Source organism: Aeromonas sp. R2-2 (assembly GCF_040908355.1).
Taxonomy (GTDB): domain Bacteria; phylum Pseudomonadota; class Gammaproteobacteria; order Enterobacterales; family Aeromonadaceae; genus Aeromonas; species Aeromonas veronii.
Genome location: NZ_JBFODQ010000052.1, coordinates 78,779 through 102,615, shown reverse-complemented (window position 1 = coordinate 102,615; position 23,837 = coordinate 78,779). Strand labels below are relative to the sequence as shown.

Genomic DNA, 23,837 nt, shown 5'->3' with positions numbered 1-23,837 from the left:
GAGCCAAGCTCCCCTTTTCCATATCCTGCGGTCTCACTCACGACGCGTCTTGATTTATGCGCTGCCACTTCCCCTTTATATAGGGAGTACATATATGGATTCATCTGCTGATTTCATATATAGAAAGCGCCACCTTGCCAGGGAGAATGGCACCATGTCGTTGCGCATTTTCTATCACCCTCTCTACTCCTCCCTGACGCTACCCGAGCGTCATCGCTTCCCGCTGGCAAAGTATCAGGGGTTGTTTGAGCGCCTGCAGGTGCAGGGTTACCCCCTTGGCGAAGCGCCGGCCGCAACCTGGGAGCAAATCTGTCGCATTCACGATGCCGATTATGTCGCGGCGGCCCTGAGCGGCCAGCTTGAAGAGCGCGCCATCCGCAAGATCGGTTTTCCTTGGTCACCCATGCTGATGGAGCGCACCTTGCGTTCGGTTGGTGCCACCGTTGCCGCCAGCCGCCATGCACTTGAGCAGGGCTGCGGCTTGCAGATCTCAGGTGGCTATCACCACGCCCATCGCGATCACGGCAGCGGTTTTTGCCTGTTCAACGATCTGGTGATTGCGGCGCAGGCTTGCCTCGACGAGGGGCACTGTGAACAGGTGCTGATCGTCGATCTCGATGTGCATCAGGGAGATGGCAGTGCGACCCTGTGCGCCGAACGGCGCGATATCATCACCCTCTCCCTCCATGGGGAACACAACTTTCCCCATCACAAAGCCGCCTCTCACCTCGACTTTCCGCTGCCAAGCGGCATGACGGACGATGCCTATCTCACCACACTGCAACAGGCACTCTCGCTGGCACTGCGGCTCTATTCGCCGGATCTCATCCTCTATCAGGCGGGCGTCGATGTGCATCATGCTGACGAGCTTGGCTATCTCTCCCTGAGCGATGAAGGGGTTCGCCTGCGCGATGCCATGGTATTTGACTGTGCAATCCAGCATGGGTTGCCTGTCGCCGCTGTGCCCGGTGGCGGCTATCGCCGCGACTGGCAACAGCTGATCCCGCTTCATATGTCGCTGTTTGAAATAGCGCGCCACCGTTTTAGCTGATGGCATGGCTTGATAGCGCGGACACCCCATCAGAAGTGGGCGGGCACTTCACCAGATAAAACAGAAGAGGCGACCCTGGGGTCGCCTCTTCGTGTTTCGTCATCTGGGTCACACAAGCTCGCTCGTTGTCAGGCAAACTCGGGACGCCTGAGGATAACTATTTCTGACGCTTGCGGGCGTACTTGCGACGGGCGCGGGCCTGACGCTCCTCTTCCCGATCGGCCTTCTCTTTGGCTTTTTGCTCGGCTTCTGCGGCGGCTTCGACAATCTCGACGCTCACCATCTCCGGCGTCTCCAGCGAGATGCGGCCAAGCAAGCCGGAGCGGAACTCGTTAATCAGGATCTCGGACGCCTTGTGCAAGTCGGCCAGCCCCCCTTTGCGCATAAACGCCCGCTGGCGGGCGATCATCTCCAACAGCTCGATCTCGGTCTCGGGCAACTCGTCAATCTGGTAGCGCGCCTTGATCCGCTCCGGATAGGCCTTGATGAAGTAGTCAGCGGCGAACATGGCGATATCGGCATAGTCGAACACAGTGTCTTTAATGGCCGCGGTGATGGCCAGACGATAACCACAGGAGGGCGGGTTGAGCTTGGGCCAGAGGAAACCCGGGGTATCGGTCAGGATAACGTTGTTATCCAGCTTGATCCGCTGCTGGGACTTGGTCACCCCCGCCTCGTTGCCGGTGCGGGCGATGATGCGCCCCGCCAGGGTATTGATCAGAGTGGACTTGCCCACGTTGGGGATCCCCATGATCATCGCCCGCACGCCGCGCAGCTCAAAGTTGCGCTCCGGCAGCATCTCGTGGCAGAGAGTCAGCAGTTGCTTGATCTTCTCCGGCTCTTGTTGCGTCAGCGGCAGCGCCTTGATCCCCTTCTCTTTTTCCATGTGTGCCACCCACAGATCGGTGATCGCCGGATCGGCCAGGTCCGCCTTGTTCAGCACCTTGATCACCGGGGTATCACCACGCAGCTCGGGCACCAGCGGGTTTTCGCTGGAGAAGGGGATGCGGGCATCGAGCATCTCGATGATCACATCGACCTGGGGCATGACCTCGGCAATCTCTTTGCGGGCCTTGTGCATGTGACCGGGGAACCAGTTGATGGACATATCCGTTACTCTCTGTGGGGGCTGCGGGCGCGCGCATGGAACAACAGGCGCTCTGCCGCGGGCATCGAACGAAGGGGGCGCATTTTACCTGCTGCGGGCACATTTTGACAGGTCATTCTAGCCATCACTTCATCAAATCAGCAAACCGCCGAGGCGGAGCAACCTTGCCGGAAGCGACCGGGCCAACTGACTCAATTGACAGATAACACATTGATATAGTGTAACATTTTCATCACTTTTTCACACAACCGTCACCGATAGTCAGTAAAAGTGTCATCTGCCCCCTCTAGGCTGCGCTCAGGTTTTACAAGGAGCGAACCCCAATGAGAAAAATGGCAGGACTTGCAGTGATGATCGGCGCCGCCCTGGCTGCCGGCTGCAAATCAGACAATGACACGGTGGCGACCAAGCCCGCAGCCCAACCCACCAACGTCATCTTCTTCCTCGGTGACGGCATGGGCCTCAACACCCTGACGGCGGCCCGCATCTACGGTGTCGGCGAAGAGGGTGATCTCACCATCGATACCCTGCCAGAGACGGCCTTCATCAAGACCTTCTCCCACGATGCCCAGGTCACTGACTCGGCCCCCTCCATGGCGGCCTACATGACCGGGGTCAAGAGCAACAACGGCGTCATCAGCATGGACGGCGATGCCACCTATGAGAGCGACTGCAGCAAGAGTGCCGGCAAGCCGGTGACTACCCTGCTGGAGCTGGCCAAAGCCGATGGCCGCGGTACCGGTGTGGTAACCAGTACCCGGGTGACCCACGCCACCCCGGCGGCTACCTATGCCCATATCTGCAACCGGGATCTGGAGGCCGATATCGCCGCCCAGCTGGTACCGGGCGGCAAAGGCTACAACAGCGCCCTCAAGGAGGGGCTGGATGTGGTGCTCGGTGGCGGCAGCAGTTTCTTCCTGCCCAAAGCCGACAAGGGCAAGCGGGAGGATGGCCGCAACCTCATCAGCGAAATGCAGGCCAAGGGCTACCAGTTTGCCAGCAATCTGGATGAGCTGAACAAGGCCGATGCGGGCAAGCCGCTGCTGGGACTGTTTGGTTCCAGTCACATGAAATATGACCTGGACCGCCCTGCCAGCGAGCCGTCACTGGCCCAGATGACCCTGGCTGCCATCAAGCAGCTCAAGGGCAAGGAGAAGGGTTACTTCCTGATGGTGGAAGGGGGTCGCATCGACCACGCCCTACACGACACCAACGCCAAGCGGGCGCTGCAGGACACCATCGCCTTCGACAACGCCATCAAGGCCGCCATCGACGAGGTGAAAAAGAGCGACCCCGAGCTGAAAAACACCCTGATCGTGGTCACCGCCGACCACGACCATACGCTCGTGCTCAACGGCTATGCCAAGCGCACCGGCAAGACCACCGCCGACAATCCCGGCGTACTCGGGCTAGTGAAGAACTACGAGACTGGCGAGCCAAGCAAGGATAGCGAGGGCATGCCCTACACCATCATAGGTTTTGGCAACGGCTACAACCGGGTAGATGGCCCGCGCAGCAGCGTCGCCCCGCTCGACGATGCCACCGTCTCCGCCAATGACTACCACCAGGAAGTGGTGGTCAAGGTGGGCGAGATCGGCAACGAGACCCACGGCGGCACCGATGTCTTCCTCGGCGCCATCGGCAAGGGGGCTGACAGCTTCCATGGCTCACTCGATAACACCGCCGTGTTCGGCAAGATCAAGGCTGCGGCCAAGCTGTAAGGAGCACTTTCATGAGCAAACAGATGAACACATCCATCAAGCACACGCTGGTCTGCGCCGCCCTGTTCAGTGCGCTGGGCGCAACCTCCCAGGCACAGGCCGGTGATGCCAAAAACGTCATTCTCTTTATCGGTGATGGCATGGGCCCCACCGTGCTCACCGCCACCCGCCTGTTCAAGGTGGGAGAAGAGGGCAATCTGGAGATGATGAAACTGCCGCGCAGTGCCCGCATCAAGACCTTCTCCAACGATGCCCAGACCACCGACTCGGCCCCCTCCATGGCGGCCTACACCACCGGGGTCAAGATGAACAACGAGGTGATCGCCATGAGCAGCGACACCAAAGCCGTCGCCCCCGGCAAAGACGTCAATGGCAACAAAACCGTCAACAATTGCAGCAGCGATAACGGCAAACCGGAGCCCACCATCCTGGAGCTGGCCAAGGCGGCAGGCAAATCGGTCGGGGCCGTCACCACCACCGAGCTGACCCACGCGACCCCGGCGGCTACCTACGCCCACATCTGCCATCGGGATGCCGCTTATGACATCGCCGCACAAGCTGTTCCGGGAGGAACTGGTTTCAACCAGGCGCTTGGGGATGGGGTCGATGTACTGATGGGCGGTGGTGCCAACCACTGGACCCCCTACAGCGCCAGCAACAAGGGCGGTCGCAATGACAACCGCGACCTGACCGCCGAGATGAAGGCGCAGGGATACAGCTATGTCACCACTCAAAGTGAACTGGCCAAGGTCACCAGCGGCAAGGTGCTCGGCCTGTTCAGCAGCAAATCCCACCTCGACTACGAGCTGGATCGGGTCGCCAAAGGGGCTGCCAATACCCAGCCGTCCCTCTCCGAAATGACCGCCAAGGCGATCGACCTGCTGAGCAAGAACAGTCAGGGTTATTTCCTGATGGTAGAAGGCGGCCGGATCGATCACGCCCTGCACGGCACCAATGCCAAGCGCTCGCTCACCGATGCGGTGGCACTGGATGAGGCGGTCAAGACGGCGCTGGGTAAAGTGGATCTCAGCAATACCCTGATCGTGGTCACCGCCGACCATGACCACACCATGACCATTAACGGCTACTCCGCCAAGGGCAATCCGGTGCTGGATCTGGTTAAAAATGGCGATGGCTCGACCCAGAACGATGTGGATGGCAAGCCCTTCACCACCCTGGTGTTCGGTAACGGCCCCAACCGCCCCGATGTACGCCCGGTCCTCACCAGCGATCAAGTGATGGCCAATGACTACCTGCAGGAGACCGGTGTCAAACTGACATCGGAAACCCACGGCGGCGGCGATGTGATGCTGTTTGCCGATGGCGCCGGCAGCAACCGCTTCAAAGGCACACTGGATAACACCAAGGTGTTTGGCAAACTGCGGGAGGCGCTCGGCCTGTAAGCAGCAGGGGCCTGGGTGCATCTGAGCAATTGACTCAGCGGCCCGGGCCCCGGCTCTTTCGAGCGACAGATGATGATGCGACTTTTGCTTTCGTTATGGCTGCTTGGCAGCACCCTCGCCTTCCCTCTGCATGCTGACGACACCCCCCCGGATCTCGCCGCCCGGATCAGCTATCACGACCGGAACACCGGCAGCGATGGCATCGCCAGAGAGAGTGTCTGGCAAGAGAAGTGGCTGCGCGTGGGCAATCAGGTGTGGAGCCAGCGGCTCATTCCCCTACCCCTTGCCCGCGCCTATCACGCCACTCACGACGCCACCCCCGGCCACAAGCACTTTACCCACCAGATGGCAGCCCGCTGGGTCAGCCGCAGTGATGAGGGTGAACTTCAGCTGCGTTATGCCGACAGCTGGCACAACCAGCTGGTTGAGGTGCCGGTGGAAGAGTATGGCCAGGTGGCCTTCAAGCCCGACTGGCTGCGGATCCGCCATCTCGTCAACCCGGCACTGATCGAGGGGATGACCCCGCTGGATGAGGCCGCCCCCGAGCAGGCCCGCTGGTATGAAAAGCGCGAAGGGCAGCAACGAACCCGCATTCTCTGGTCGAGTCAGTGGCAGATCCCGCTGGTGGTCGAATCGGCCAGTCTCGACGGCTATCGCAGCTACCGGATGGAGGTGACACTGCGCAAGCTGCCTGCTCAGCTCCCCTGGCAGCAACTCGCTGATTACGAAGTGCGCGATCTGCGGGATTTCTTCGACTGAGATCCCAACCCATCTGCAGGTGCAACGACAACGCAGGCAGGAATGTTACACTCTGCATATTCGACTCTGGCTTACGACCTTGATGCGCGCTCTCTGCCTGCCCTTTTTTGCCCTGCTGTTGTTGCTGGTGAACACCGGTGCCCAGGCTATTGTGCTGGTGGCGGCCGAGCTGCCCCCTTACGTCATTCAGTCCTCCCATGGTAAACCCAGCGGGGTGGGTATCGAGATCATGGAGGAAGCAGCCCGCCGTCTAGGCGAGCCGCTTACCATCGAGCTGATGCCACTTCCACGTGCACTGACCCAGACAATTCACCGCCCCGATGTCTTGATGATACCGCCCGTGCGAAGCAGTCAGCGAGAGCACCTCTATCAGTGGGTAACGCCCATCCTCGATGAGCAATTTTTGATCGTCAGCGATCGCCGATTTCACCCAAAAGCACTGAAAAGCAGCGATTTGAAGAACCTTGATGTGGGCGTGCTGCGCTACTCGTTTGGTCAACACCTACTCAAGCAACGCATCGGGATCCGGGGAGAGACAGTGGCAGATGAGCAACTAAACGCTCATAAACTCCATCGCGGTCGCATTGATGCCTGGGTCGCCGCATGGAATGTCATCCTGTATGCCCAACAACAAGACAAACGCTCATCACAACAGCTAGTTCGTGGGGAAGTGTTGATGAACACCCAACTGTTCCTGGCCGCTCACAAGAATTTCCCCTTCAAACAGGCGCAGCGCTGGCAAGCCGTAATCGACGAGATGCGCCATGATGGCACATTGGCGCGGATCATCCGTCAGTACAACTATCAGGCTCCTGAGTAGTCACTCAATCACGGTTGCCAAGGCCGGCCAGAATGGTTATGGTAGCCCCATGAAAATACTCGCTATTTCCTCGCATTTGCTCACACCCTGCTGAGCCCCCGCCTCGCTCCTTCGGCCGCGAGTCGCTTGGGGGCATGGCATTTTCAATCGCTTAAACCTGTTGAATCCATTTTTGTAACACCCAGTGTGATGGCCAACCTGCACCCGCCGGTATGGGCCTATCCGCTATTGATAAGGAATATCTTATGAAACAACCTCATCTGGTTATCTCCAGCCTTGATCTGGACCGTATCGAACAACTGCTTGGTAACCACCCGCAGCATCTGGCCCTGCAAGAGGAGCTGGACCGCGCCGAGATCCGCGAACCAGCCGACATGCCGCCGGACGTGGTCACTATGAACAGCAAGGTACGCTTCAAGATGCAGAGCAGCGGCAACGAGTTCTGCCTCACCCTGGTCTACCCGCGCGATGCCAAGGGCGACGAGAGCAACATCTCGGTACTGGCGCCGGTGGGTAGCGCCCTGCTCGGTCTGAAAGTGGGCGACAGCATCGCCTGGCCGGGCCCGGCCGGTCGCACCATCGAGGTCGAAATTCTGGAAGTGGTCTATCAGCCGGAGCGCGCCGGCGAGCTGCACCGCTGAGTCCCCCGGGCTGGTCATCCCCTGTTGATCAGCCCGCTTGCTCGCCCTTGCCAGCTGATCCCGATCAAGCTTTGCGCACCTTGCCCCCCGGTTTTTAGCCCCTTTTCCTGCTGCTGCTTGAGCCTGACTCGGGGGGCAGGTATCTTGTTGGCCGCGTCATGGTCATGACGCACCGAATTTCAGGCTGACATCATGATAAAAATTGCCCTCATCGACGATCACCAGATCGTCCGATCCGGTTTTGCCCAACTGCTCAATCTGGAGCCCGATCTGCAGGTGGTTGCCGAATTCGGCTCCGCCAGCGACGCCCTTGCCGGTCTGCCCGGCAGCGGGGCGAGGGTCTGCGTCTGCGACATCTCGATGCCCGACCAGTCGGGGCTGGATCTGCTCAAGCAGCTCCCCTCCGGTCTGGCTGTAGTGATGCTCTCGGTTCACGACAGCCCCGCCCTCATCGAGCAGGCGCTGCAAACCGGCGCCAAGGGATTTCTCTCCAAGCGGTGCAGTCCGGACGAGCTGATCGCCGCTGTGCGTACCGCCGCTCAGGGGGGGTGTTATCTGACACCGGACATCGCCCAGAAGCTGGCCAGCAGCAGCCGGGATCCCCTCACCAATCGGGAGCGGGAAATTGCCCAGTTGCTGGCACAGGGGCTGGAGGTGAAGGCCATCGCCGAGCAGCTTGGACTCTCCCCCAAGACGGTTCACGTCCATCGCGCCAACCTGATGGACAAGCTCAAGGTCAGCAACAACGTCGAGCTGGCCCACCGCATGCTGGATAGCTGGTGATCTCCCGTTTTGCCAGCTATGTCGCCATCGCGCTGGCGGCCTGCTTCATCTTTGCCGCCGGCTGGTTTTGCCTCTGGAGCATCAGCCTGCATCTGGCGGGCGGCCCGGCGCTGGCGGTGCTGCTGTTCCCCTTCGGCCTGCGCCTCGGCTTGCTGCTGCAAAGTCCCGGCCACTACTGGCCGCCGCTGTTGCTGTGCGAAGGGCTACTGCTCTACTGGCTCAATCTGGAAGTGGGGCTGCCCCACTGGCCGTGGCTGGTCGCGGGCAGTCTGCTGACCCTGCTACCGCTGCTGATTGCCCGTCGCCAGCAGGTGCGCAACGACTGGCAACAACTGTTGCTGCTGCTCGCCACCGTCACGGCGGCGGCGCTGCTGCAAGCCCTGCTCTGGCATCTGGCGGGGGAAGATGGTCTTTCGGCCCTGCTGCTCAGCCTGACAGGCGGTCTGACGCTGACCTCCACCTGCATGCTGATCTGGCACTACCTCACTCGCGCCACCTGGGTGCCGCTCGGCCCTGCGCTGGTGGATCAACCGGTGGAGTGGCGCTTTCGCCATCTGGTCTGGTATCTGCTGCTGTTCGTATTGAGTCTCTGGCTGCAACTGGGATTGCCCAATTCGCTGGTGCGCTTCACCCCGTTTTGTCTGGCCATCCCCATCATCGCCATGGCGTGGCGCTACGGCTGGCAGGGGGCGCTGCTTGCCACCCTGATGAACACCATCGCCCTGCTGGCCAGTCAGGCCTGGCACGATCACCCCCTCGACCTGCTGCTCTCATTGCTGGCCCAGAGCCTCACCGGCCTGCTGCTCGGCGCCGGGATCCAGCGCCAGCGCGAACTCAATCAGGCGCTGACCCGCCAGCTCGCCCACAATCGCCAACTCACCGAGCGGCTGCTGGAGACCGAGGAGAGCATCCGCAAGGAGGTGGCGCGCGAGCTGCACGACGACATCGGCCAGACCATCACAGCCATTCGTACCCAGGCAGGGATCGTGCGCCGCCTCGCCCCCGATAATGCCGGGGTGGGCCAGAGCAGCGCCCTGATCGACACACTGTCGCTCGGGATCTACGACGCGGTGCGCGGTCTGCTCGGGCGGCTGCGCCCGCGTCAGCTCGACGACATGACTCTGGAACAGGCGGTACGGGCACTGCTGCGGGAGCTGGAGCTGGAGCGTCACGGCATCGTCACCCGGCTGGAGTGGCAGCTGGCGGATGGGGATCTCTCGGATGCCCAGCGGGTCACCCTGTTTCGGGTCTGTCAGGAGGGGCTCAACAACGTGGTCAAACATGCCAACGCCCACTCGGTCACCATTCGCGCCCGGACCAGCGGCGAGCAGTTGCAACTGGTGCTGGAAGATGATGGCCGCGGTCTGCCGGAAAGCCGCCCGCAACAGGGCTATGGCCTGCTCGGCATTCGCGAACGGGTACAGGCGCTCGGGGGCAGTTTGCAACTCTCCTGCATCCACGGCACCCAGCTGACGGTCAACCTGCCCAGTCGCAGACGGGAAGAGAGTCATGGCTAATCACCACCAGAGGGCCTGCCTGTGCTGAGTTTTATGAGAAGCGCGCCGCCCCGGCCCCTTATCCGGGATCAGGCCGAGATCGATGCCACCTATCGCCACTGGCGGCTGCACCTGCTGCTGACCATGTATCTGGGCTACGCGGTCTTCTACTTCACCCGCAAGAGCTTCAACTTCGCCATGCCGGACATGCTGGCGAGCGGCATGCTGGACAAGTCCGACATCGGCATGCTCTGGACCCTGTTCTACATCACCTACGGCTGCTCCAAGTTCTTCTCCGGCATCATCAGTGATCGCGCCAACCCGCGCTACTTCATGGGTGTCGGACTGATGGCCACCGGCGTTATCAATATCCTGTTCGGCCTCTCGTCGGCACTCTGGATGTTTGCCGCCCTCTGGGTCGCCAACGCCTTCTTCCAGGGCTGGGGCTGGCCCCCCTGCTCCAAGCTGCTTACCAGCTGGTATTCGCGCACCGAGCGCGGCGTCTGGTGGTCGGCCTGGAACACTGCCCACAACGTCGGCGGCGCGCTCATCCCCCTTATCGTCAGCACCATCGCCCTGCAACATGGCTGGCGCTACGGCATGATAGTGCCCGGCCTTATCGCCATCATCGCGGGGTTGTTCCTCTGCTGGCGGCTGCAGGATACCCCGAGCGCCATGGGACTGCCAACGGTGGGCGAGTGGCGCAAGGATGCCATGGAGCTGGCCCAGCAGACTCAGGATGCGGGGCTCTCCCATCGCCAGATCCTGCGCAAATATGTGCTGGGCAACCCCTATATCTGGCTGCTCGCCTGCTGTTACGTACTGGTCTATGTGGTGCGCACCGCCATCAATGACTGGGGCAATCTCTACATGACCGAGCAGCGCGGCTTCAATCTGATGAGCGCCAACTCGGCCATCTCCATGTTCGAGGTGGGAGGCTTTATCGGTGCGCTGGTGGCGGGCTGGGGATCGGACAAGCTGTTCAACGGCAACCGTGGCCCGATGAACCTCATCTTTGCTGTGGGGATCCTGCTGGCGGTGGGATCGCTGTGGCTGATGCCCTTCTTCAGCTATGTGATGCAGGCGGCCTGCTTCTTCACCATCGGCTTCTTCGTGTTTGGCCCCCAGATGCTGATCGGCATGGCGGCGGCGGAGTGCTCCCACAAAAACTCGGCGGGGGCGGCCACCGGCTTTGTCGGGCTGTTCGCCTACATGGGGGCCGCGCTGTCGGGCTATCCGCTGGCCAAGGTGATGGAGATCTGGCACTGGAACGGCTTCTTCGTGGTGATCTCGGTGGCGGCGGGCGTCTCGGCCCTGCTGCTGCTCCCCTTCCTCAAGGCGCAGGCACCGAGAACCGCTCAAGCGAATGCAGAGTAGCGGGTGGCATCTGACAAGTCATAGCCGGCAAACAGACAGGGCGCGGATCACCGCGCCCTGATTTTATTCCTGAACCTATTCCTGCATCAGGCAGCCTGACAGACCCGGTTCTTCCCTTCCCGCTTGGCCCGATAGAGAGCGTCATCCGCACGGCTGAACAGGCTGTCAAAGTGCCACTCTCCCTGCCAGTGAGCAATACCCATGCTGACGGTGATATGGATCCCCTCTACCTCGCTGGCCGCAAGCTGAACCCGCAGTGACTGGCACCGAGCGATCGCCTCCTCTGCGGTAGCATGGCGAAACAGCAGCACAAACTCCTCGCCCCCAAAGCGACTGGCCAATACTCCTTCCAGCTCGCGCAGTACCAACCCGACCCGCTCCAGCACCCGATCCCCCACCTCATGACCATGCCGATCGTTGATCTGCTTGAAGTCATCCAGATCGAGTACCACCAGCGCCCCCTGCTGTGCAGGGCGTCCCCGGGCCAGACGCTCCATAAAACCACGGCGATTGAGTAACCCGGTCAGCGGGTCATGACTGGCCTGATAGCGCAGCTCCAGCGCCCGGTGCTGGTTGCAGAGCAGCAGCACCCCGAAGGTGAGCATGGAGCTACCCACCAGCATGGAGACATAGGGCAACACGTTGAACAACTGACGCTGGAACGGGCTTTCGATCACCTCGCCCCACACGGTAAATATCCGCATCAGGGTCATGGCAATCAGCACCAGATTGAGGCCAATCAGCACCCATACCGCCACCTGATAATCGGGTCGACCGTGACGCCAGAGCTGCCAGATGATGAGCGTACTGAGCATGAGGAAGGTGGCGCTGCTGATCATCACCCGCACCGCAATCCGGCCATCGATGGCGACCGACCAGGTCATGACGGCGGCAAACAGCAAGATGAATCCCCAGCAGACAGGCCAGCCCGGCGATTGCCGGAAGAAACAGCGTTGGGCGACTAGCAGCAACGACACATGAAAAATCAGGAAGACATTGCCAACCCAGGAGCCATAGGGGGTGGGTGTCAGCAGCAGACTGGCAAATCCCGCCTGACCCAGCATGGCAAACAGACTGGACCACCACCAGACTCCGACGCCGGGAATATCGTTGTGGGTAACGCGGATGATGGTGAGAGTGAGGAAACCGAGACAATAGCCACACAAGGCCATGATCATCAAGGTAAAAATATCCAGCTTAAGCAGTAGTGAGGCGTCCATACCAAAGCCATGCAGAGAGGGTAACTGAGTATATGAGAAGCGTTTGCCAAGACCCAGTGCGACTTGATGGTTTTCACAATAAAGCCCGTTCGTTTGCTGACAAACAGAGCAATGCGTGTGATATCCCGCCAATGTGTATTCGTATCAACCCCATGAAAAGCCTCTTACGGAGCCCAGAAACTCAATAAGAGCCGCAAGCGGCGCCCTGACTTTGTAACAAAATGTCTTGGGGATAATTTGGGCTTGAACCCACTCAATTAGATAGATATGTTGTTTTCGTGTGATTTTATGAATGAAGCCATGAGCAATAAATGTCTCTAACCTGTTGAGTCTTCTGACACAATCTGTTTTTGGTACATTTTTCACTCAACCACTATTCATAGCATCTCATATGGGGCTTTTGTCCCGCTCAAGACATTCATCCTGTCTTGCCTGTTGCCGGATGCAGCAGTCTCTTGTGCCACGGAGTCGCACGGGATCAGGTTCAAGGCCGAACACACCACCGACAGAGACGTCACTTATGATCAAAAAACTGATTCTTTCTACCCTGCTGTTTTGCGGGATCGCCACGGCGGCCCCGACCCCTGCCCCCACCTCCACCCTGGATGCCGTGCTCGAACGCGGCGTGCTGCGAGTCGGCTTCGACGCCGGCTATCAACCCTTCGAGATGACCAACAAGCAGGGCCAGTACATCGGCTTTGACGTGGATCTCGCCAAGATGGTCGCCAAAGAGATGGGCGTGAAGGTCGAGTTCGTCAACACCGCCTGGGATGGCATCATTCCGGCGCTGCTGACCAACAAGTTCGACGTCATCATGGGCGGCATGACCGTCACTCCCCAGCGCAATCTGCGGGTGAACTTCGCCGATCCTTACATCGTGGTCGGCCAGACCATAGTCCTGCGCAAAGAGAAAGCGGGCGAAATCAAATCCTTCACCGACCTCAACGACCCGAAATACAAGATCGCGGTCAAGCTCGGCACCACCGGCGAGCAGGCAGTCAAGCGCCTGATCCCCAAAGCCACCCTGCTGCAGTTTGAAACCCAGGATGACGCCAAGCTGGAGGTGATCAACGGCAAGGTCGATGCGTTCGTCTATGACCTGCCCTACAACGCTATTTTCGCCTCCCAGAATCAGGGCGCCGTGGTGCACCTCGACAAGCCGTTCACCTTCGAACCGCTGGCCTGGGCCATCCGCAAAGGGGATCAGGACACCCTCAACTGGTTCAACAACTACCTGCGCCAGATCAAGGGCGATGGCAGCTACGACCGTCTCTACAAGAAGTGGTTCGAATCCAACGCCTGGCTGAATCAGCTCAAATAACCTCCTGGGGGCGGCACATGCCGCCCCTGCACCACGCAGCTCCCCACACAATAACGAGAAGAGGTTGTGACTGTGCACACACCCAAACCGACAAGACAGATGGAAAAACAGCCCAATCAGCTACTCTGGCATGGGGTTTTCCTGCTGATGCTGCTGGTTGCCGTATTCGGCATCTACAAGGCTGTCCAGTCAGTGGATTACACCTGGCGCTGGGAACGCATTCCCCAATACATCGCCTATCAGGCGGAGCAGAAGAATCTCGCCGAATTTGACGGCACCGTGATGGCGGGCACCAGCGAGGCCGAGAAGGGCAAGCTGTTCCTGCAAGACGATCTCGACCCCAATGTGCGGCAAGCCATCGCCAGCACCGGCGTACAAGTCGCCGAAGGGGATACCGTTTTTCGTGGCGATACCCTCGACACCCAACTGAGCTGGACCGCAGGCCCCATCGCCTGGGGCGTCTGGGTCACCGTCAAGCTCTCGCTGGTGGCGGGCATCTTCGCCATCCTGCTCGGCACCCTGGCCGGGCTGGCGCGTCTCTCCCCCAATCCCGCCCTGCGCAATCTGGCCATCACCTACGTTGAGCTCATCCGCGGCACGCCGCTGCTGGTGCAGATCTTCATCGTCTACTTCTTTATCGGCACCGTGCTGAACCTCGACCGCTTCACCGCCGGGGTCGCCGCGCTGGCGGTCTTTACCGGCGCCTATGTGGCGGAAATCGTCCGCGCCGGTATCAGCTCCATCCACAAGGGGCAGATGGAGGCGGGCCGCAGCCTGGGAATGACCTCGGCCCAGACCATGCGCTATGTCATTCTGCCGCAGGCGTTCAAGCGGGTACTGCCACCGCTGGCGGGCCAGTTCATCAACCTGATCAAGGACTCCTCGCTGGTCTCGGTCATCTCCATCACCGATCTGACCAAGGCGGGGCGCGAGGTGGTGAGCTCCACCTTCAGCCCGTTCGAGGTGTGGTTTACCGTGGCCCTGCTCTATCTGGTGCTCACCGGCACCCTCTCCTTCCTGGTACGCCGTCTCGAGGTGAAATATGCGAAAAGCAACTGATCCCATCATCAAAGCGGCCGGCGTTGAGAAGTTCTACGGCAGCGAAGTGCATGCCCTGAAAAATGTCAGCACCCAGGTGGCCGAAGGGGAAGTGGTGGTGATCGTCGGCCCCAGTGGCTCCGGCAAATCCACCTTCCTGCGCACCCTCAACCAGCTGGAGACCATCAACGACGGCAATATCGTGGTCGATGGCATCTGCCTCACCCAGCCGGGCGATGTCAACAAGCTGCGGGAAGAGGTGGGCATGGTGTTCCAGTCCTTCAACCTCTTCCCCCACCTGACGGTGCTGGATAACATCTGCCTCGCCCCGCAGAAGGTGCGTGGCCTGTCGCGCCGTGAGGCCGAAGACAGAGCCAAGGCGCTGCTGCTGAAAGTGGGGCTGTCGGTGAAAGCGGCCAGCTATCCCTCCCAACTCTCCGGCGGTCAGCAACAGCGGGTAGCCATCGCCCGGGCGCTCGCCATGCAGCCACGCATCATGCTGTTTGACGAGCCCACCAGTGCGCTCGACCCCGAAATGGTGGGGGAAGTGCTGGATGTGATGAAGGGGCTGGCTCGCGAGGGGATGACCATGGTGGTGGTGACCCACGAGATGGGCTTTGCCCGCGAGGTGGCGGATCGGGTGCTCTTTATGGAGAGTGGCGAACTGCTGGTGGATGAAAAACCGGCCGATTTCTTCGACAATCCCCCCTCCCCGCGTCTGCGCCAGTTCCTGAGTCAGGTGCTGTAGCCAACATGCTCTGCTGGATAAACGAAGAGGGACCGCAAGGTCCCTCTTCTTGTGTGTCACGCTGAGCAGACTTAACCCAGCTGAACCCGAGTGCCCCTCTCATCGGCTCAGCGCGGGGACTTTCCCAGATAGCGCTCCACGATCACTTTCACCCCATCACGTTTTTTGAGCTGATAGAGCTCCTTGTCAAACTGGTCGATAAAGGCCTGTTTGTAGGGGGACTCCCCCTTGCGGCTGTAGCCGAGAAACCCCTGCTCCTTGCTGAGCACCGGCCCCTGTTTGAGCAGGGACATATCGGCCACCGCCAGCTGATCGGCCTTTATCATGTTGAGCAACTCATAGAGCAGGGAGAGGCGATCATTGATGGTGCAATCGACCCGGCCGCGGACAATCTTGAGCAGGTTCTCCCGATTGCTTTTCACCTCCTCCACGTCGATCTGCTTCTCTTTTACCGCCTGCCAAAAGGCATCGCCGCCGACGGCAAAACCGGCGTTCATGCCAAAGCGTAAACCATGATAGTCGAGCGGAAACCTGGCCTGCGGGGTATTGGCCGCCACACTGGCGCCGCACATCACCACCAGCTCTTCATCCAGCATCGGCTGGGAGTAGGGCCACATATAAGGGCGGGTATCGGGCATGTAGTAAGGTGGAAAGATGGCGAAGGCGGTCCCCTGTTCCACCATGCTCAGACCGCGCCGCCACGGCATAGGCTTGAGCACCACCTCATAGTCAGGCATGGCAGAGGTCACCTCGCGGATGATGTCGGCATAGATCCCCCTGACCTCCTCCCCCTCCTGCCAGGAGTAGGGGGGATAGGCGGCATCCGCCAGGATCTCGACCCGGGTCTTGGCGTGCGCCATCATGCACAACCCCAACAACAAGCAACACCAGACGCGCATAAGCCAGCACCTCCTGAAAAAGCCTGCATCAAGCATAGCCATCTGCCGCGCCTTCCTCTGCTGGCGCGCCATATTTCATGCCATCTATTCGTTGGCAGAAAAATGTTAATGAAATATTAAAGCCATCCTTTATGCTGGAGAGCAATTGCTCTGAATGGATGGCCGCATATGGATGTGCAACTGCTTTTGCTCTACCTCTCCCCGGTTTTTCTGGCCTTTGTCGGCTGGGAGATGCTCTACCTGCGCAAACATGGCGCGGCCTTTCCCACCGCCACCTACCAGTGGCGGGATCTGTTCGCCAACGCCGCCCTGGCCCTGATGCATCAGGGGGGCGATGCGCTGGCGGCCATCGCCATTGCTTATCTGTATGACACCCTCTGGGGCTGGCGACTGTTCGATATCGAGCTGAATCTCTGGAGTGTGCTACTGCTGTTCCTGTTGCAGGATCTCTGTTACTGGCTGTTCCACTTCACCAGCCACCATGTTCGCTGGCTGTGGGCCTCCCACGTGGTGCACCACAGCTCGGAGCGGCTCAACCTCTCCACCGCTTTTCGCCAGAGCCTGATGTACCCGATCTCCGGCATGTGGCTGTTCTGGATCCCGATGATCGTTATCGGCTTCCCGCCCGAGGCGGTGGTCGCCACCGTGCTGCTGAGTCTGGGCTTCCAGTTCTTCGTCCACACCCAGGTGGTGGGCAAACTCGGCTGGCTTGAGTGGATCTTCAACACCCCCTCCCACCACAGGGTGCACCACGCCAGCAACGCCAAGTACATAGACCGCAACTTTGCCGGGGTGCTGATCATCTGGGATCGGCTGTTCGGAACCTTTGTCGAAGAAGATCCGGCCGAGCCATGCCGCTTCGGCATCACCAAGCCGATCCACAGCTTCAATCCCCTCACTCTCACCTTCCACGAGTGGCGCGACATGCTGCGCGACGCCCGTGGTCTACCCTGGCGACAAAAGCTCGCAGTGCTGTTTGGCAAACCGGCTGGGCCTGCCAGCCGCTGAGCCTTCGCACCGAATCGCAACTCCCGGATAGCAAGTCCCTGATAACCCATCCCTGATAACCAATCCCTGATAACAAAAAGAGCGCCATGGTGGCGCTCTCTTTTATGGTCAGTCACTTCTTAGGTGTCAAAGATGGGCGAACGACCAGACGGCGGGGATCAGGCTCAGCAAGGTCACTCCGGCCAATAGCCGTTCGCGGCCGCTCAGACAAAGATCTGTGCCCAGCTGACGACGGCTGTAGAGAAACAGCAGCAGACCCGGCCCGTAGAGCAGCAAGGAGAGAAGCAGATACTCCACCCCGGCGGCATAGAGCAGCCAGAAGCCGTAACCGCTCGACACCAGTGCCACCGCCCGCATCAGACCGCGGCCCTGACCGCCCTCACCCTTCTTGCTGAACGAGAGGTTGAGCAAGAACAGGCCGATCAGCAGGTAGGGCACCAAAATCATCGAGGTCGATATAAGCAGCAGACTGGTGTAGCCCTTGCCGAGCAGCCACACCAGCAGCAGGCAAGTCTGCACCGTCAAGCTGGTGAGCCAGAGCGATGCGATAGGCGTCCCGTTGCGGTTCTGGCGCCGGAAGATGGCGGGAAACGCACCGTGGCGGGCTGCGCTGAACGGCACCTCGGCCGAGAAGAGGGTCCAGCTCACGTAGGAGGCAAGCACCGAGACGATAAGGCCGACGCTGATGAGCAGCTTGCCCCAGGAGCCGGTCATCTGGGCCATCAGCCCTGCCATGGAGGGGTTGGGCAGCGCCGCCAGCTCGGGCCGACTCAATATTCCGAGCGCCAGCACCGAGATAAGCACATAGAGCAGCAGTGCCAACACGACCCCCAGTACGGTGGCGGTGCCCACATCCCGCCGGTTTCTGGCGCGGGCCGACAACACCGCGGCCCCCTCGATACCGGTGAAGACCCAGAGGGTGATGAGCATGGTGTTGCGCACCTGCTCGGAAACCGGCACCGCCAGGCTACTGCCCTGCTGATCCGCCGCGAAGGTGACCGGATCGAACCAGTAACAGGCAAACAGGATAAACAGCAGCAGCGGCAGGCTCTTGGCCAGAGTCGCCACCAGATTGAACAGCGCCGCCTGCTGCACGCCACGGGCCACCAGCAGGTGCACCGTCCAGAGGATGCAAGACTCGCCGACAAACGCTGCCAGAGTGTTGCCCTCACCAAACCAGGTCTGCTCGGGGGTGTCGACAAAGCTGCCCAGCGCCGCAAAGGCGATGACCAGATAACCCACCACGCCGATGGTGGCGCAGAGCCAGTAGCCCCAGGCGGAGAAGAAGCCCACCAGATCGCCAAAACCGGCGCGGGCGTAGCTGTAGATACCGCCGTCGAGATCGGGCCTTAACCGCGACAGATAGAGAAAACTCATGGCGAGCGCCAGGATGCCTACCCCCGTCACGCCCCAGCCGATCAGCACGGCGCGCGCACCCGCTACCTCGGCCATGTTCTGGGGCAGGCTGAAAATTCCCGCCCCCACCATGGAGCTGAACACCAGCGCGGTGAGTGACCAAAGCCCAATCTTGTTCTCTTTCATGGGTGCTCCTTAGCGCAACCGGCGGCTCAGCGCCTGAATATGCTCGGGGCCGATACCACAGCAACCGCCGATCAAGTTCGCACCGGCCCCGCGCCAGCGCTCGGCCCAGCCGAGATAATCCAGCGGCCCCAGATCGGTGCGGATCTCGTCCAGTCCGTCGTTGGCGGTGGCCTCTTTGGGCTGCGGCGGGAAAGCGTTGGCATAGGCGCCGAGCCGGATGTCGCTGCGACCCTTTGCCTGCAACGCGGCACTTGCCACCTTGAGCGCCCCCTCGATCACCTCGGGCTGACAGCAGTTGAACAGGATGGCATCGACCCCAGCCGCCACTAACGTGGTCACCGCATCAGCCACCTGCTCGCCGGAACGTAGTCGCGGTTCGTTGCCAGGCGCCTCATCTTCCAGCGTGAAGGAGACCCAAAACGGCTTGCCATCATCAGGCAACAGCGCTTTCAGGGCCAGTGGCTCGGCAATCAGGCTCATGGTCTCGGCCAACCAGATATCCACATAAGGGGATAGCGCCCGGATAAGCGGCGTCGCCAGCTCGCTCACCCTGTCCGCCTTGAACAAATCGGCACGGTAGGAGCCAAACAACGGTGGCAGAGAACCCGCCACCTGCACGGCCCCCTTCTGCTCGTCAGCCACTTCGCGGGCCAGTTGACCAGCCAGCGCTGCCAGCCCCTCCCCGTCGGCAAAGAAACGCTCATCGCCGATATGAAACGGCACCAGCGCATAGCTGTTGGTAGTAATGACCCTGGCACCGCTCGCCACATAGGTCTGATGCACGTCGCGCACCGTCTCTGGCGCCTCCATCAAGGCCAGCGCCGACCACTCGGGTTGACGAAACGGTGCCCCCCGCCGTGCCAACTCGCGCCCCATGCCCCCATCCAGCACCCACAATTCCCTGGTTTTCATCTGTCGTGTCTCTTTGTTATATGCGTTGTTTATTTGCGTATTTATCTGTTTGTTTTGTTGATCTGCGGTTTCGCATCGAATCGCTGCAGATCGTCCCGCTTCATCCTAGGAAGCCCTTTTATTATGCAGCCATAAAAACATTTAGATGTTTAGACGGCCAAAGCAAGATAAAACAAAGTGCCACGGGCGGCAATCAGTATCAGCAGAAATCAGCGTGCAAACGGCGAGGCAAACGCAGAAATGCAAGAGGCCACCCGAAGGTGGCCTCATCACTATCTTGATCCGCTGGCGACTTAACGCCCGGCCAGTACGCGCTTGATCTGTTTGACCCAGTCGGAGACCCGACCCTGCTGCGGCAGGCCACGCCAGATCTGCTCCCACTGGACAGGGCTGAGCGGACGACCGAGGCGACGCTGTACGCCGGCATAGAGGTAATCATGGGCCGTGGTGGCCGCATGCTCGGAGGTGAGGAATTTGGAGACCGGATCGGTCAACCGCACATCCCGCATGCCGAGCAGCGGATAGTCATTGTGCACCGCCGCCAGCATGGTCTCGCGCATGGCGGACTCGATGTAGCCACGAGCAAACAGGGCGGTCACCGACTCCAGTGACCCCTGATCCGGGCCATGATACTGCTCATCAAAGACCGGGCTCGGCTCTGCCATGCCGCTTTGTACCACCGCATCGGGATCCGGCTGCGGCACGACCACGGCAGGCTTGGGGGTTACCGGCTTGGCTGCCACTGTGGCTTTGCGCGGCGCGCTCTGACTACAGGCACCCAGTGCCAGGGCGAGCGCGACACAGGCCAGCGCACGGGAATGAGACTGCATCTTCATGACTCTTATGTCGCTCCTTTTACGATTCCTGAGCTGGCTTCTCGGCCACAGCCGGTTCGACCCGGGTAACCAGCAGCTGATCAATCTTGTAACTGTCGATATCCACCACTTCGAACTTGTAACCGGCGTATTTGACCGAGTCAGTGCGCTTGGGGATCTTGCGCAGCATATACATGATAAAGCCGGCGATGGTCTCGTAGTTCTGGTTCTCGGGGAACTCTTCGATATCGAAGGCGCGCATCACGTCGGAGATGGGGGTGACCCCGTCCACCAGCCAGGAGTTCTCGTCGCGCTGGACGATCTGCTCTTCCACCACGTGGGTCGCCCACTCGCCCATGACGGTGCTCATCAGGTCGTTCATGGTGACAATCCCCACCACCAGCGCGTACTCGTTCATCACCACGGCAAAGTCACCACGATGATTCTTGAAGTACTCCATCGCCTCATAGAGGTTCAGGGTATCGGGGATGATGATGACGTTCTGCACCAGGTTGCCACCGATAAGGTCGATGCTCTGGCCACCGATAACGCGGATCAGCAGCTCTTTGGCATCGACAAAGCCCTTGATGCTGTCGAGGTTGTGGTCACAGACCAGAAACTTGTTATGGGGATGCTCGGCGATCTTCGCCTTGATGCTCTCTTCACTCTCTTGCAGGGTGAAGTAGATAAGGCTCTCGCGGGCCGTCATGGCAGAGGTGACACCAAGGGACTGCAACTCGAACACGTTCTCGATGAGCTGATGCTCCTCGCGCTGGATAACCCCCGCCTCGGCACCGGCATCCATCACCGCATAGATATCGTCGGAGGTGATCTCGTCGTTGCGCACCGTGGAGACACGCATCAGACGGAACAGGGAGTTCGCCAATCCGTTGAAGACCCACACCAGCGGCATCAACACGGTGACGAAGAAGAGCATGGGGCGCACCACCACCACGGCAATCTGCTCGGGCATGGTCATGGCCAGACGCTTGGGCATCAGGTCGGCGATCAGGATAAACATGCCGGTGACGAACACGAAGGAGGCACCGGAGCTGATCTCGCCAAGCCAGGGGCCCTGGTAGAACTGGGAGACAATCCCCTTGATGGCGGGGTTGAGGGCAGACTCACCCAGGATACCACCCAGAATGGCGACGGTATTGAGGCCAATCTGCACCACGGTGAAAAAGTTGCCCGGCTGGGCCTGCAGGGCCAGTACCTTTTCGGCCTGGCGATTACCTTCATCCGCCATCACCTGCAATTTGATTTTGCGAGACGCGGCGAGAGAGATCTCGGAGAGGGAGAAGAACACACTGCCGCCAACCAGCAGCATTAAAAAGAACAAACTATCGGCAAAACTCATGATTAACCTATTGCTACACCCGCCTTAGCACAAGACGGCAAACTGGGCCCGGGAGACCGGACCGTGAGCCCATCCGGGACTCACACAGGTGAAGTATTCTATCAGAAAACAGCCAGTTGGGGGCTTTATCTTACTCCGACCAGTTATGCAACAAAAAAGGCGCTTCACGCGCCTTTTTATTCACTTCCGGTTAGCCCTTGCCCAGCAAGGTGCCCAGATCGTCCGCCTTGGTGTGGCGTACATCCTTGCCTTTCACGTAGTAGACGATGTACTCGCAGATGTGCTGGCAGCGATCGCCGACCCGCTCGATGGCCCGCGCCGCCCACAGGACGTTGAGGACCTGGGGGATGGTGCGGGGATCTTCCATCATGTAGGTCATCAGCTCGCGGATGATGGACTCGTACTCGCGGTCTACCTTGTCATCTTCTTTGTAGACCGCCAGCGCCGCATCCAGATCCATGCGGGCGAAGGCGTCGAGCACATCGTGCAGCATCTTGATGGTGCGACGGCCCATGTTCTCCAGCGACACCAGCGGCGGCTGCGGCTTGTTGGCGTTGTCGGTCAGCATGCGGGCGATCTTGTCGGCCACGTCGCCAATGCGCTCCAGATCGGTGATGGTCTTGATAATGGCCATTACCAGTCGCAGGTCGGAGGCAGTCGGCTGACGCTTGGCGATGATGCGGGTGCACTCCTCGTCAATCGCCACTTCCATCGCGTTGACCTTGTGGTCGTTGGCCACGATTTTCCGCGCTGCATCGAGATCCTGATCGTGGATCGCCGCGATGGCGTCGGTGAGCTGCTGCTCCACCAGACCGCCCATCACCAGCACCTGGTTGCGCACGCTCTCTAGCTCGGCATTGAACTGACCGGAGATGTGTTTATTGAGGTTCATATTGTCCATACAAATAATCCTTGATTGCTCCGATTATGCCTTAGCCGTTGAACCGACTGCCAATCTGTTTGCTGAGATTCATCCTCTCCTCTCCTTAGCCGTAACGACCGGTAATGTAATCTTCGGTCTTTTTCTTGGCCGGAGTGGTGAAAATGGTATTGGTATCCGAGTACTCGATAAGCTCGCCCATATACATGAAGGCGGTCTGATCCGACACGCGCGCAGCCTGTTGCATGTTGTGGGTCACGATCACCACGGTGAACTGGCTCTTGAGCTCGTTGATCAGCTCCTCGATGGTGAGGGTGGAGATAGGGTCGAGCGCCGAGGTCGGCTCATCGAGCAGCAACACTTCCGGCTCGATGGCGATGGCACGGGCAATCACCAGACGCTGCTGCTGACCACCGGAGAGACCGAAGGCGTTGTCGTGCAGACGATCCTTCACCTCGTCCCACAGGGCCGCACCGCGCAGGGAGCGCTCGGCCGCTTCATCCAGAGTGCGACGATCGTTGATCCCCTGCAGGCGCAGACCATAGACCACGTTCTCGTAGATGGACTTGGGGAACGGGTTCGGGCGCTGGAACACCATGCCCACCTGACGGCGCAGGGCGGAAACATCGACGCTCTTGTCATAGATGTTATGGCCGTGCAGTTGGATTTCTCCCTCGATACGGCAGATCTCCACCAGATCGTTCATCCGGTTGATGCAGCGCAGCAGGGTCGATTTACCACAGCCTGACGGGCCGATAAAGGCGGTCACCTGCCCTTTGGGGATCTTCATGTTGACGTTGAACAACGCCTGCTTGCTGCCGTAGTACAGGTTGAGATCCTTCACCTCCAGCGCGGTCTGCTCCGGGGTCAGGTTGAGCAGGTCCAGCGCGGTGTGCTGGGTAGACGTGGTCGTTACGTTGATCATCTGTTACCTC

The 23,837-nt window shown here is 60.0% G+C and carries 22 protein-coding genes; 13 read left to right on the top strand and 9 right to left on the bottom strand.

Annotated features, from left to right (window positions below; genetic code table 11):
• Positions 1-154 precede the first annotated feature (154 nt).
• Positions 155-1,051: a histone deacetylase gene (locus tag AB5Z09_RS09655; RefSeq protein WP_368195155.1), complete on the top strand. Its 897-nt coding sequence runs from the start codon at positions 155-157 to the stop codon at positions 1,049-1,051.
• Positions 1,052-1,208: 157 nt separating this feature from the next.
• On the opposite strand, the gene ylqF is transcribed toward AB5Z09_RS09655, so the two are convergent.
• A complete protein-coding gene (gene ylqF, locus AB5Z09_RS09650) occupies positions 1,209-2,159 on the bottom strand; it encodes a ribosome biogenesis GTPase YlqF (RefSeq protein ID WP_236282252.1) in 951 nt (316 codons plus the stop codon).
• A 323-nt stretch (positions 2,160-2,482) separates the two neighbouring features.
• On the opposite strand from ylqF, the gene AB5Z09_RS09645 reads away from it, so the two are divergent.
• The 8 genes from AB5Z09_RS09645 (at position 2,483) to AB5Z09_RS09610 (ending at position 11,159) form a co-directional block, all read left to right on the top strand.
• Complete coding sequence (locus AB5Z09_RS09645) at positions 2,483-3,880, top strand: alkaline phosphatase (protein WP_069555304.1); 1,398 nt, start codon at positions 2,483-2,485, stop codon at positions 3,878-3,880.
• Between the two features lie 11 nt (positions 3,881-3,891).
• Positions 3,892-5,283, top strand: a complete 1,392-nt coding sequence (locus AB5Z09_RS09640) for an alkaline phosphatase (RefSeq protein ID WP_236293972.1) — start codon at positions 3,892-3,894, stop codon at positions 5,281-5,283.
• 72 nt (positions 5,284-5,355) lie between these two features.
• A complete protein-coding gene (locus AB5Z09_RS09635) occupies positions 5,356-6,042 on the top strand; it encodes a hypothetical protein (protein WP_201906334.1) in 687 nt (228 codons plus the stop codon).
• Between the two features lie 82 nt (positions 6,043-6,124).
• A complete protein-coding gene (locus tag AB5Z09_RS09630) occupies positions 6,125-6,862 on the top strand; it encodes an ABC transporter substrate-binding protein (RefSeq protein WP_219264039.1) in 738 nt (245 codons plus the stop codon).
• Positions 6,863-7,107: 245 nt separating this feature from the next.
• A complete protein-coding gene (gene rnk / locus AB5Z09_RS09625; RefSeq protein ID WP_005334070.1) occupies positions 7,108-7,503 on the top strand; it encodes a nucleoside diphosphate kinase regulator in 396 nt (131 codons plus the stop codon).
• Positions 7,504-7,695: 192 nt separating this feature from the next.
• Complete coding sequence (gene uhpA, locus AB5Z09_RS09620) at positions 7,696-8,286, top strand: transcriptional regulator UhpA (RefSeq protein WP_005334071.1); 591 nt, start codon at positions 7,696-7,698, stop codon at positions 8,284-8,286.
• Positions 8,283-9,803, top strand: coding sequence for a signal transduction histidine-protein kinase/phosphatase UhpB (gene uhpB, locus AB5Z09_RS09615; RefSeq protein WP_005334072.1), 1,521 nt, complete (start codon positions 8,283-8,285; stop codon positions 9,801-9,803). Before uhpA ends, uhpB begins: the two co-directional genes overlap by 4 nt.
• Before the next feature lie 21 nt (positions 9,804-9,824).
• On the top strand, positions 9,825-11,159 hold the full coding sequence (locus tag AB5Z09_RS09610) for an MFS transporter (RefSeq protein ID WP_368195152.1): 1,335 nt from the start codon (positions 9,825-9,827) through the stop codon (positions 11,157-11,159).
• An 86-nt stretch (positions 11,160-11,245) separates the two neighbouring features.
• Here AB5Z09_RS09610 and AB5Z09_RS09605 read toward each other — a convergent pair whose 3' ends face one another.
• The gene (locus AB5Z09_RS09605) at positions 11,246-12,379 is read right to left on the bottom strand and encodes a GGDEF domain-containing protein (protein ID WP_368195151.1); all 1,134 of its coding nucleotides are present in this window, start codon (positions 12,377-12,379) and stop codon (positions 11,246-11,248) included.
• 520 nt (positions 12,380-12,899) lie between these two features.
• Between AB5Z09_RS09605 and AB5Z09_RS09600 the strand changes: the two genes are divergently transcribed.
• The 3 genes from AB5Z09_RS09600 to AB5Z09_RS09590 all read left to right on the top strand — a co-directional run bounded on the left by AB5Z09_RS09600 (position 12,900) and on the right by AB5Z09_RS09590 (position 15,486).
• Positions 12,900-13,700, top strand: coding sequence for a transporter substrate-binding domain-containing protein (locus AB5Z09_RS09600; RefSeq protein WP_005334079.1), 801 nt, complete (start codon positions 12,900-12,902; stop codon positions 13,698-13,700).
• 99 nt (positions 13,701-13,799) lie between these two features.
• Complete coding sequence (locus AB5Z09_RS09595) at positions 13,800-14,759, top strand: amino acid ABC transporter permease (RefSeq protein WP_108539660.1); 960 nt, start codon at positions 13,800-13,802, stop codon at positions 14,757-14,759.
• Positions 14,743-15,486, top strand: coding sequence for an amino acid ABC transporter ATP-binding protein (locus AB5Z09_RS09590; protein WP_368195149.1), 744 nt, complete (start codon positions 14,743-14,745; stop codon positions 15,484-15,486). The genes AB5Z09_RS09595 and AB5Z09_RS09590 overlap by 17 nt, the downstream gene beginning before the upstream one ends.
• A 107-nt stretch (positions 15,487-15,593) precedes the next feature.
• Here the strand turns inward: AB5Z09_RS09590 and AB5Z09_RS09585 are convergent, their stop codons facing one another.
• A complete protein-coding gene (locus AB5Z09_RS09585) occupies positions 15,594-16,385 on the bottom strand; it encodes a substrate-binding periplasmic protein (RefSeq protein WP_368195148.1) in 792 nt (263 codons plus the stop codon).
• 168 nt (positions 16,386-16,553) lie between these two features.
• Here AB5Z09_RS09585 and AB5Z09_RS09580 point away from each other — a divergent pair, with 168 nt between their 5' ends.
• Positions 16,554-17,393, top strand: a complete 840-nt coding sequence (locus AB5Z09_RS09580) for a sterol desaturase family protein (protein WP_019445264.1) — start codon at positions 16,554-16,556, stop codon at positions 17,391-17,393.
• A 126-nt stretch (positions 17,394-17,519) separates the two neighbouring features.
• On the opposite strand, the gene AB5Z09_RS09575 is transcribed toward AB5Z09_RS09580, so the two are convergent.
• The 6 genes from AB5Z09_RS09575 to pstB all read right to left on the bottom strand — a co-directional run bounded on the left by AB5Z09_RS09575 (position 17,520) and on the right by pstB (position 23,827).
• Positions 17,520-18,935, bottom strand: coding sequence for a basic amino acid/polyamine antiporter (locus AB5Z09_RS09575; protein ID WP_368195146.1), 1,416 nt, complete (start codon positions 18,933-18,935; stop codon positions 17,520-17,522).
• Between the two features lie 9 nt (positions 18,936-18,944).
• Complete coding sequence (locus tag AB5Z09_RS09570) at positions 18,945-19,847, bottom strand: homocysteine S-methyltransferase family protein (protein WP_368195145.1); 903 nt, start codon at positions 19,845-19,847, stop codon at positions 18,945-18,947.
• 293 nt (positions 19,848-20,140) lie between these two features.
• Positions 20,141-20,683, bottom strand: a complete 543-nt coding sequence (locus AB5Z09_RS09565) for a hypothetical protein (RefSeq protein ID WP_240533589.1) — start codon at positions 20,681-20,683, stop codon at positions 20,141-20,143.
• Positions 20,684-20,702: 19 nt separating this feature from the next.
• Positions 20,703-22,022 carry a hemolysin family protein gene (locus AB5Z09_RS09560; protein ID WP_005334094.1) on the bottom strand — a complete coding sequence of 440 codons (1,320 nt, stop codon included), beginning with the start codon at positions 22,020-22,022 and terminating at the stop codon, positions 20,703-20,705.
• Between the two features lie 190 nt (positions 22,023-22,212).
• A complete protein-coding gene (phoU, locus tag AB5Z09_RS09555) occupies positions 22,213-22,923 on the bottom strand; it encodes a phosphate signaling complex protein PhoU (RefSeq protein ID WP_005334097.1) in 711 nt (236 codons plus the stop codon).
• 85 nt (positions 22,924-23,008) lie between these two features.
• A complete protein-coding gene (gene pstB / locus AB5Z09_RS09550) occupies positions 23,009-23,827 on the bottom strand; it encodes a phosphate ABC transporter ATP-binding protein PstB (protein ID WP_005334102.1) in 819 nt (272 codons plus the stop codon).
• Between the last annotated feature and the right edge of the window lie 10 nt (positions 23,828-23,837).

Excerpts from the sequence above, each read along its gene's own strand:
- AB5Z09_RS09595 (WP_108539660.1), top strand. The coding sequence starts at position 13,800 with ATGGAAAAACAGCCCAATCAGCTACTCTGGCATGGGGTTTTCCTGCTG.
- AB5Z09_RS09655 (WP_368195155.1), top strand. The coding sequence starts at position 155 with ATGTCGTTGCGCATTTTCTATCACCCTCTCTACTCCTCCCTGACGCTA.
- rnk (WP_005334070.1), top strand. The coding sequence starts at position 7,108 with ATGAAACAACCTCATCTGGTTATCTCCAGCCTTGATCTGGACCGTATC.
- ylqF (WP_236282252.1), bottom strand. The coding sequence starts at position 2,159 with ATGTCCATCAACTGGTTCCCCGGTCACATGCACAAGGCCCGCAAAGAG.
- AB5Z09_RS09600 (WP_005334079.1), top strand. The coding sequence starts at position 12,900 with ATGATCAAAAAACTGATTCTTTCTACCCTGCTGTTTTGCGGGATCGCC.
- phoU (WP_005334097.1), bottom strand. The coding sequence starts at position 22,923 with ATGGACAATATGAACCTCAATAAACACATCTCCGGTCAGTTCAATGCC.
- AB5Z09_RS09580 (WP_019445264.1), top strand. The coding sequence starts at position 16,554 with ATGGATGTGCAACTGCTTTTGCTCTACCTCTCCCCGGTTTTTCTGGCC.
- AB5Z09_RS09630 (WP_219264039.1), top strand. The coding sequence starts at position 6,125 with ATGCGCGCTCTCTGCCTGCCCTTTTTTGCCCTGCTGTTGTTGCTGGTG.
- AB5Z09_RS09640 (WP_236293972.1), top strand. The coding sequence starts at position 3,892 with ATGAGCAAACAGATGAACACATCCATCAAGCACACGCTGGTCTGCGCC.
- AB5Z09_RS09570 (WP_368195145.1), bottom strand. The coding sequence starts at position 19,847 with ATGAAAACCAGGGAATTGTGGGTGCTGGATGGGGGCATGGGGCGCGAG.
- AB5Z09_RS09635 (WP_201906334.1), top strand. The coding sequence starts at position 5,356 with ATGATGCGACTTTTGCTTTCGTTATGGCTGCTTGGCAGCACCCTCGCC.
- uhpA (WP_005334071.1), top strand. The coding sequence starts at position 7,696 with ATGATAAAAATTGCCCTCATCGACGATCACCAGATCGTCCGATCCGGT.
- AB5Z09_RS09560 (WP_005334094.1), bottom strand. The coding sequence starts at position 22,022 with ATGAGTTTTGCCGATAGTTTGTTCTTTTTAATGCTGCTGGTTGGCGGC.
- AB5Z09_RS09645 (WP_069555304.1), top strand. The coding sequence starts at position 2,483 with ATGAGAAAAATGGCAGGACTTGCAGTGATGATCGGCGCCGCCCTGGCT.
- AB5Z09_RS09605 (WP_368195151.1), bottom strand. The coding sequence starts at position 12,379 with ATGGACGCCTCACTACTGCTTAAGCTGGATATTTTTACCTTGATGATC.
- AB5Z09_RS09585 (WP_368195148.1), bottom strand. The coding sequence starts at position 16,385 with ATGCGCGTCTGGTGTTGCTTGTTGTTGGGGTTGTGCATGATGGCGCAC.
- AB5Z09_RS09575 (WP_368195146.1), bottom strand. The coding sequence starts at position 18,935 with ATGAAAGAGAACAAGATTGGGCTTTGGTCACTCACCGCGCTGGTGTTC.
- pstB (WP_005334102.1), bottom strand. The coding sequence starts at position 23,827 with ATGATCAACGTAACGACCACGTCTACCCAGCACACCGCGCTGGACCTG.
- AB5Z09_RS09565 (WP_240533589.1), bottom strand. The coding sequence starts at position 20,683 with ATGAAGATGCAGTCTCATTCCCGTGCGCTGGCCTGTGTCGCGCTCGCC.
- AB5Z09_RS09590 (WP_368195149.1), top strand. The coding sequence starts at position 14,743 with ATGCGAAAAGCAACTGATCCCATCATCAAAGCGGCCGGCGTTGAGAAG.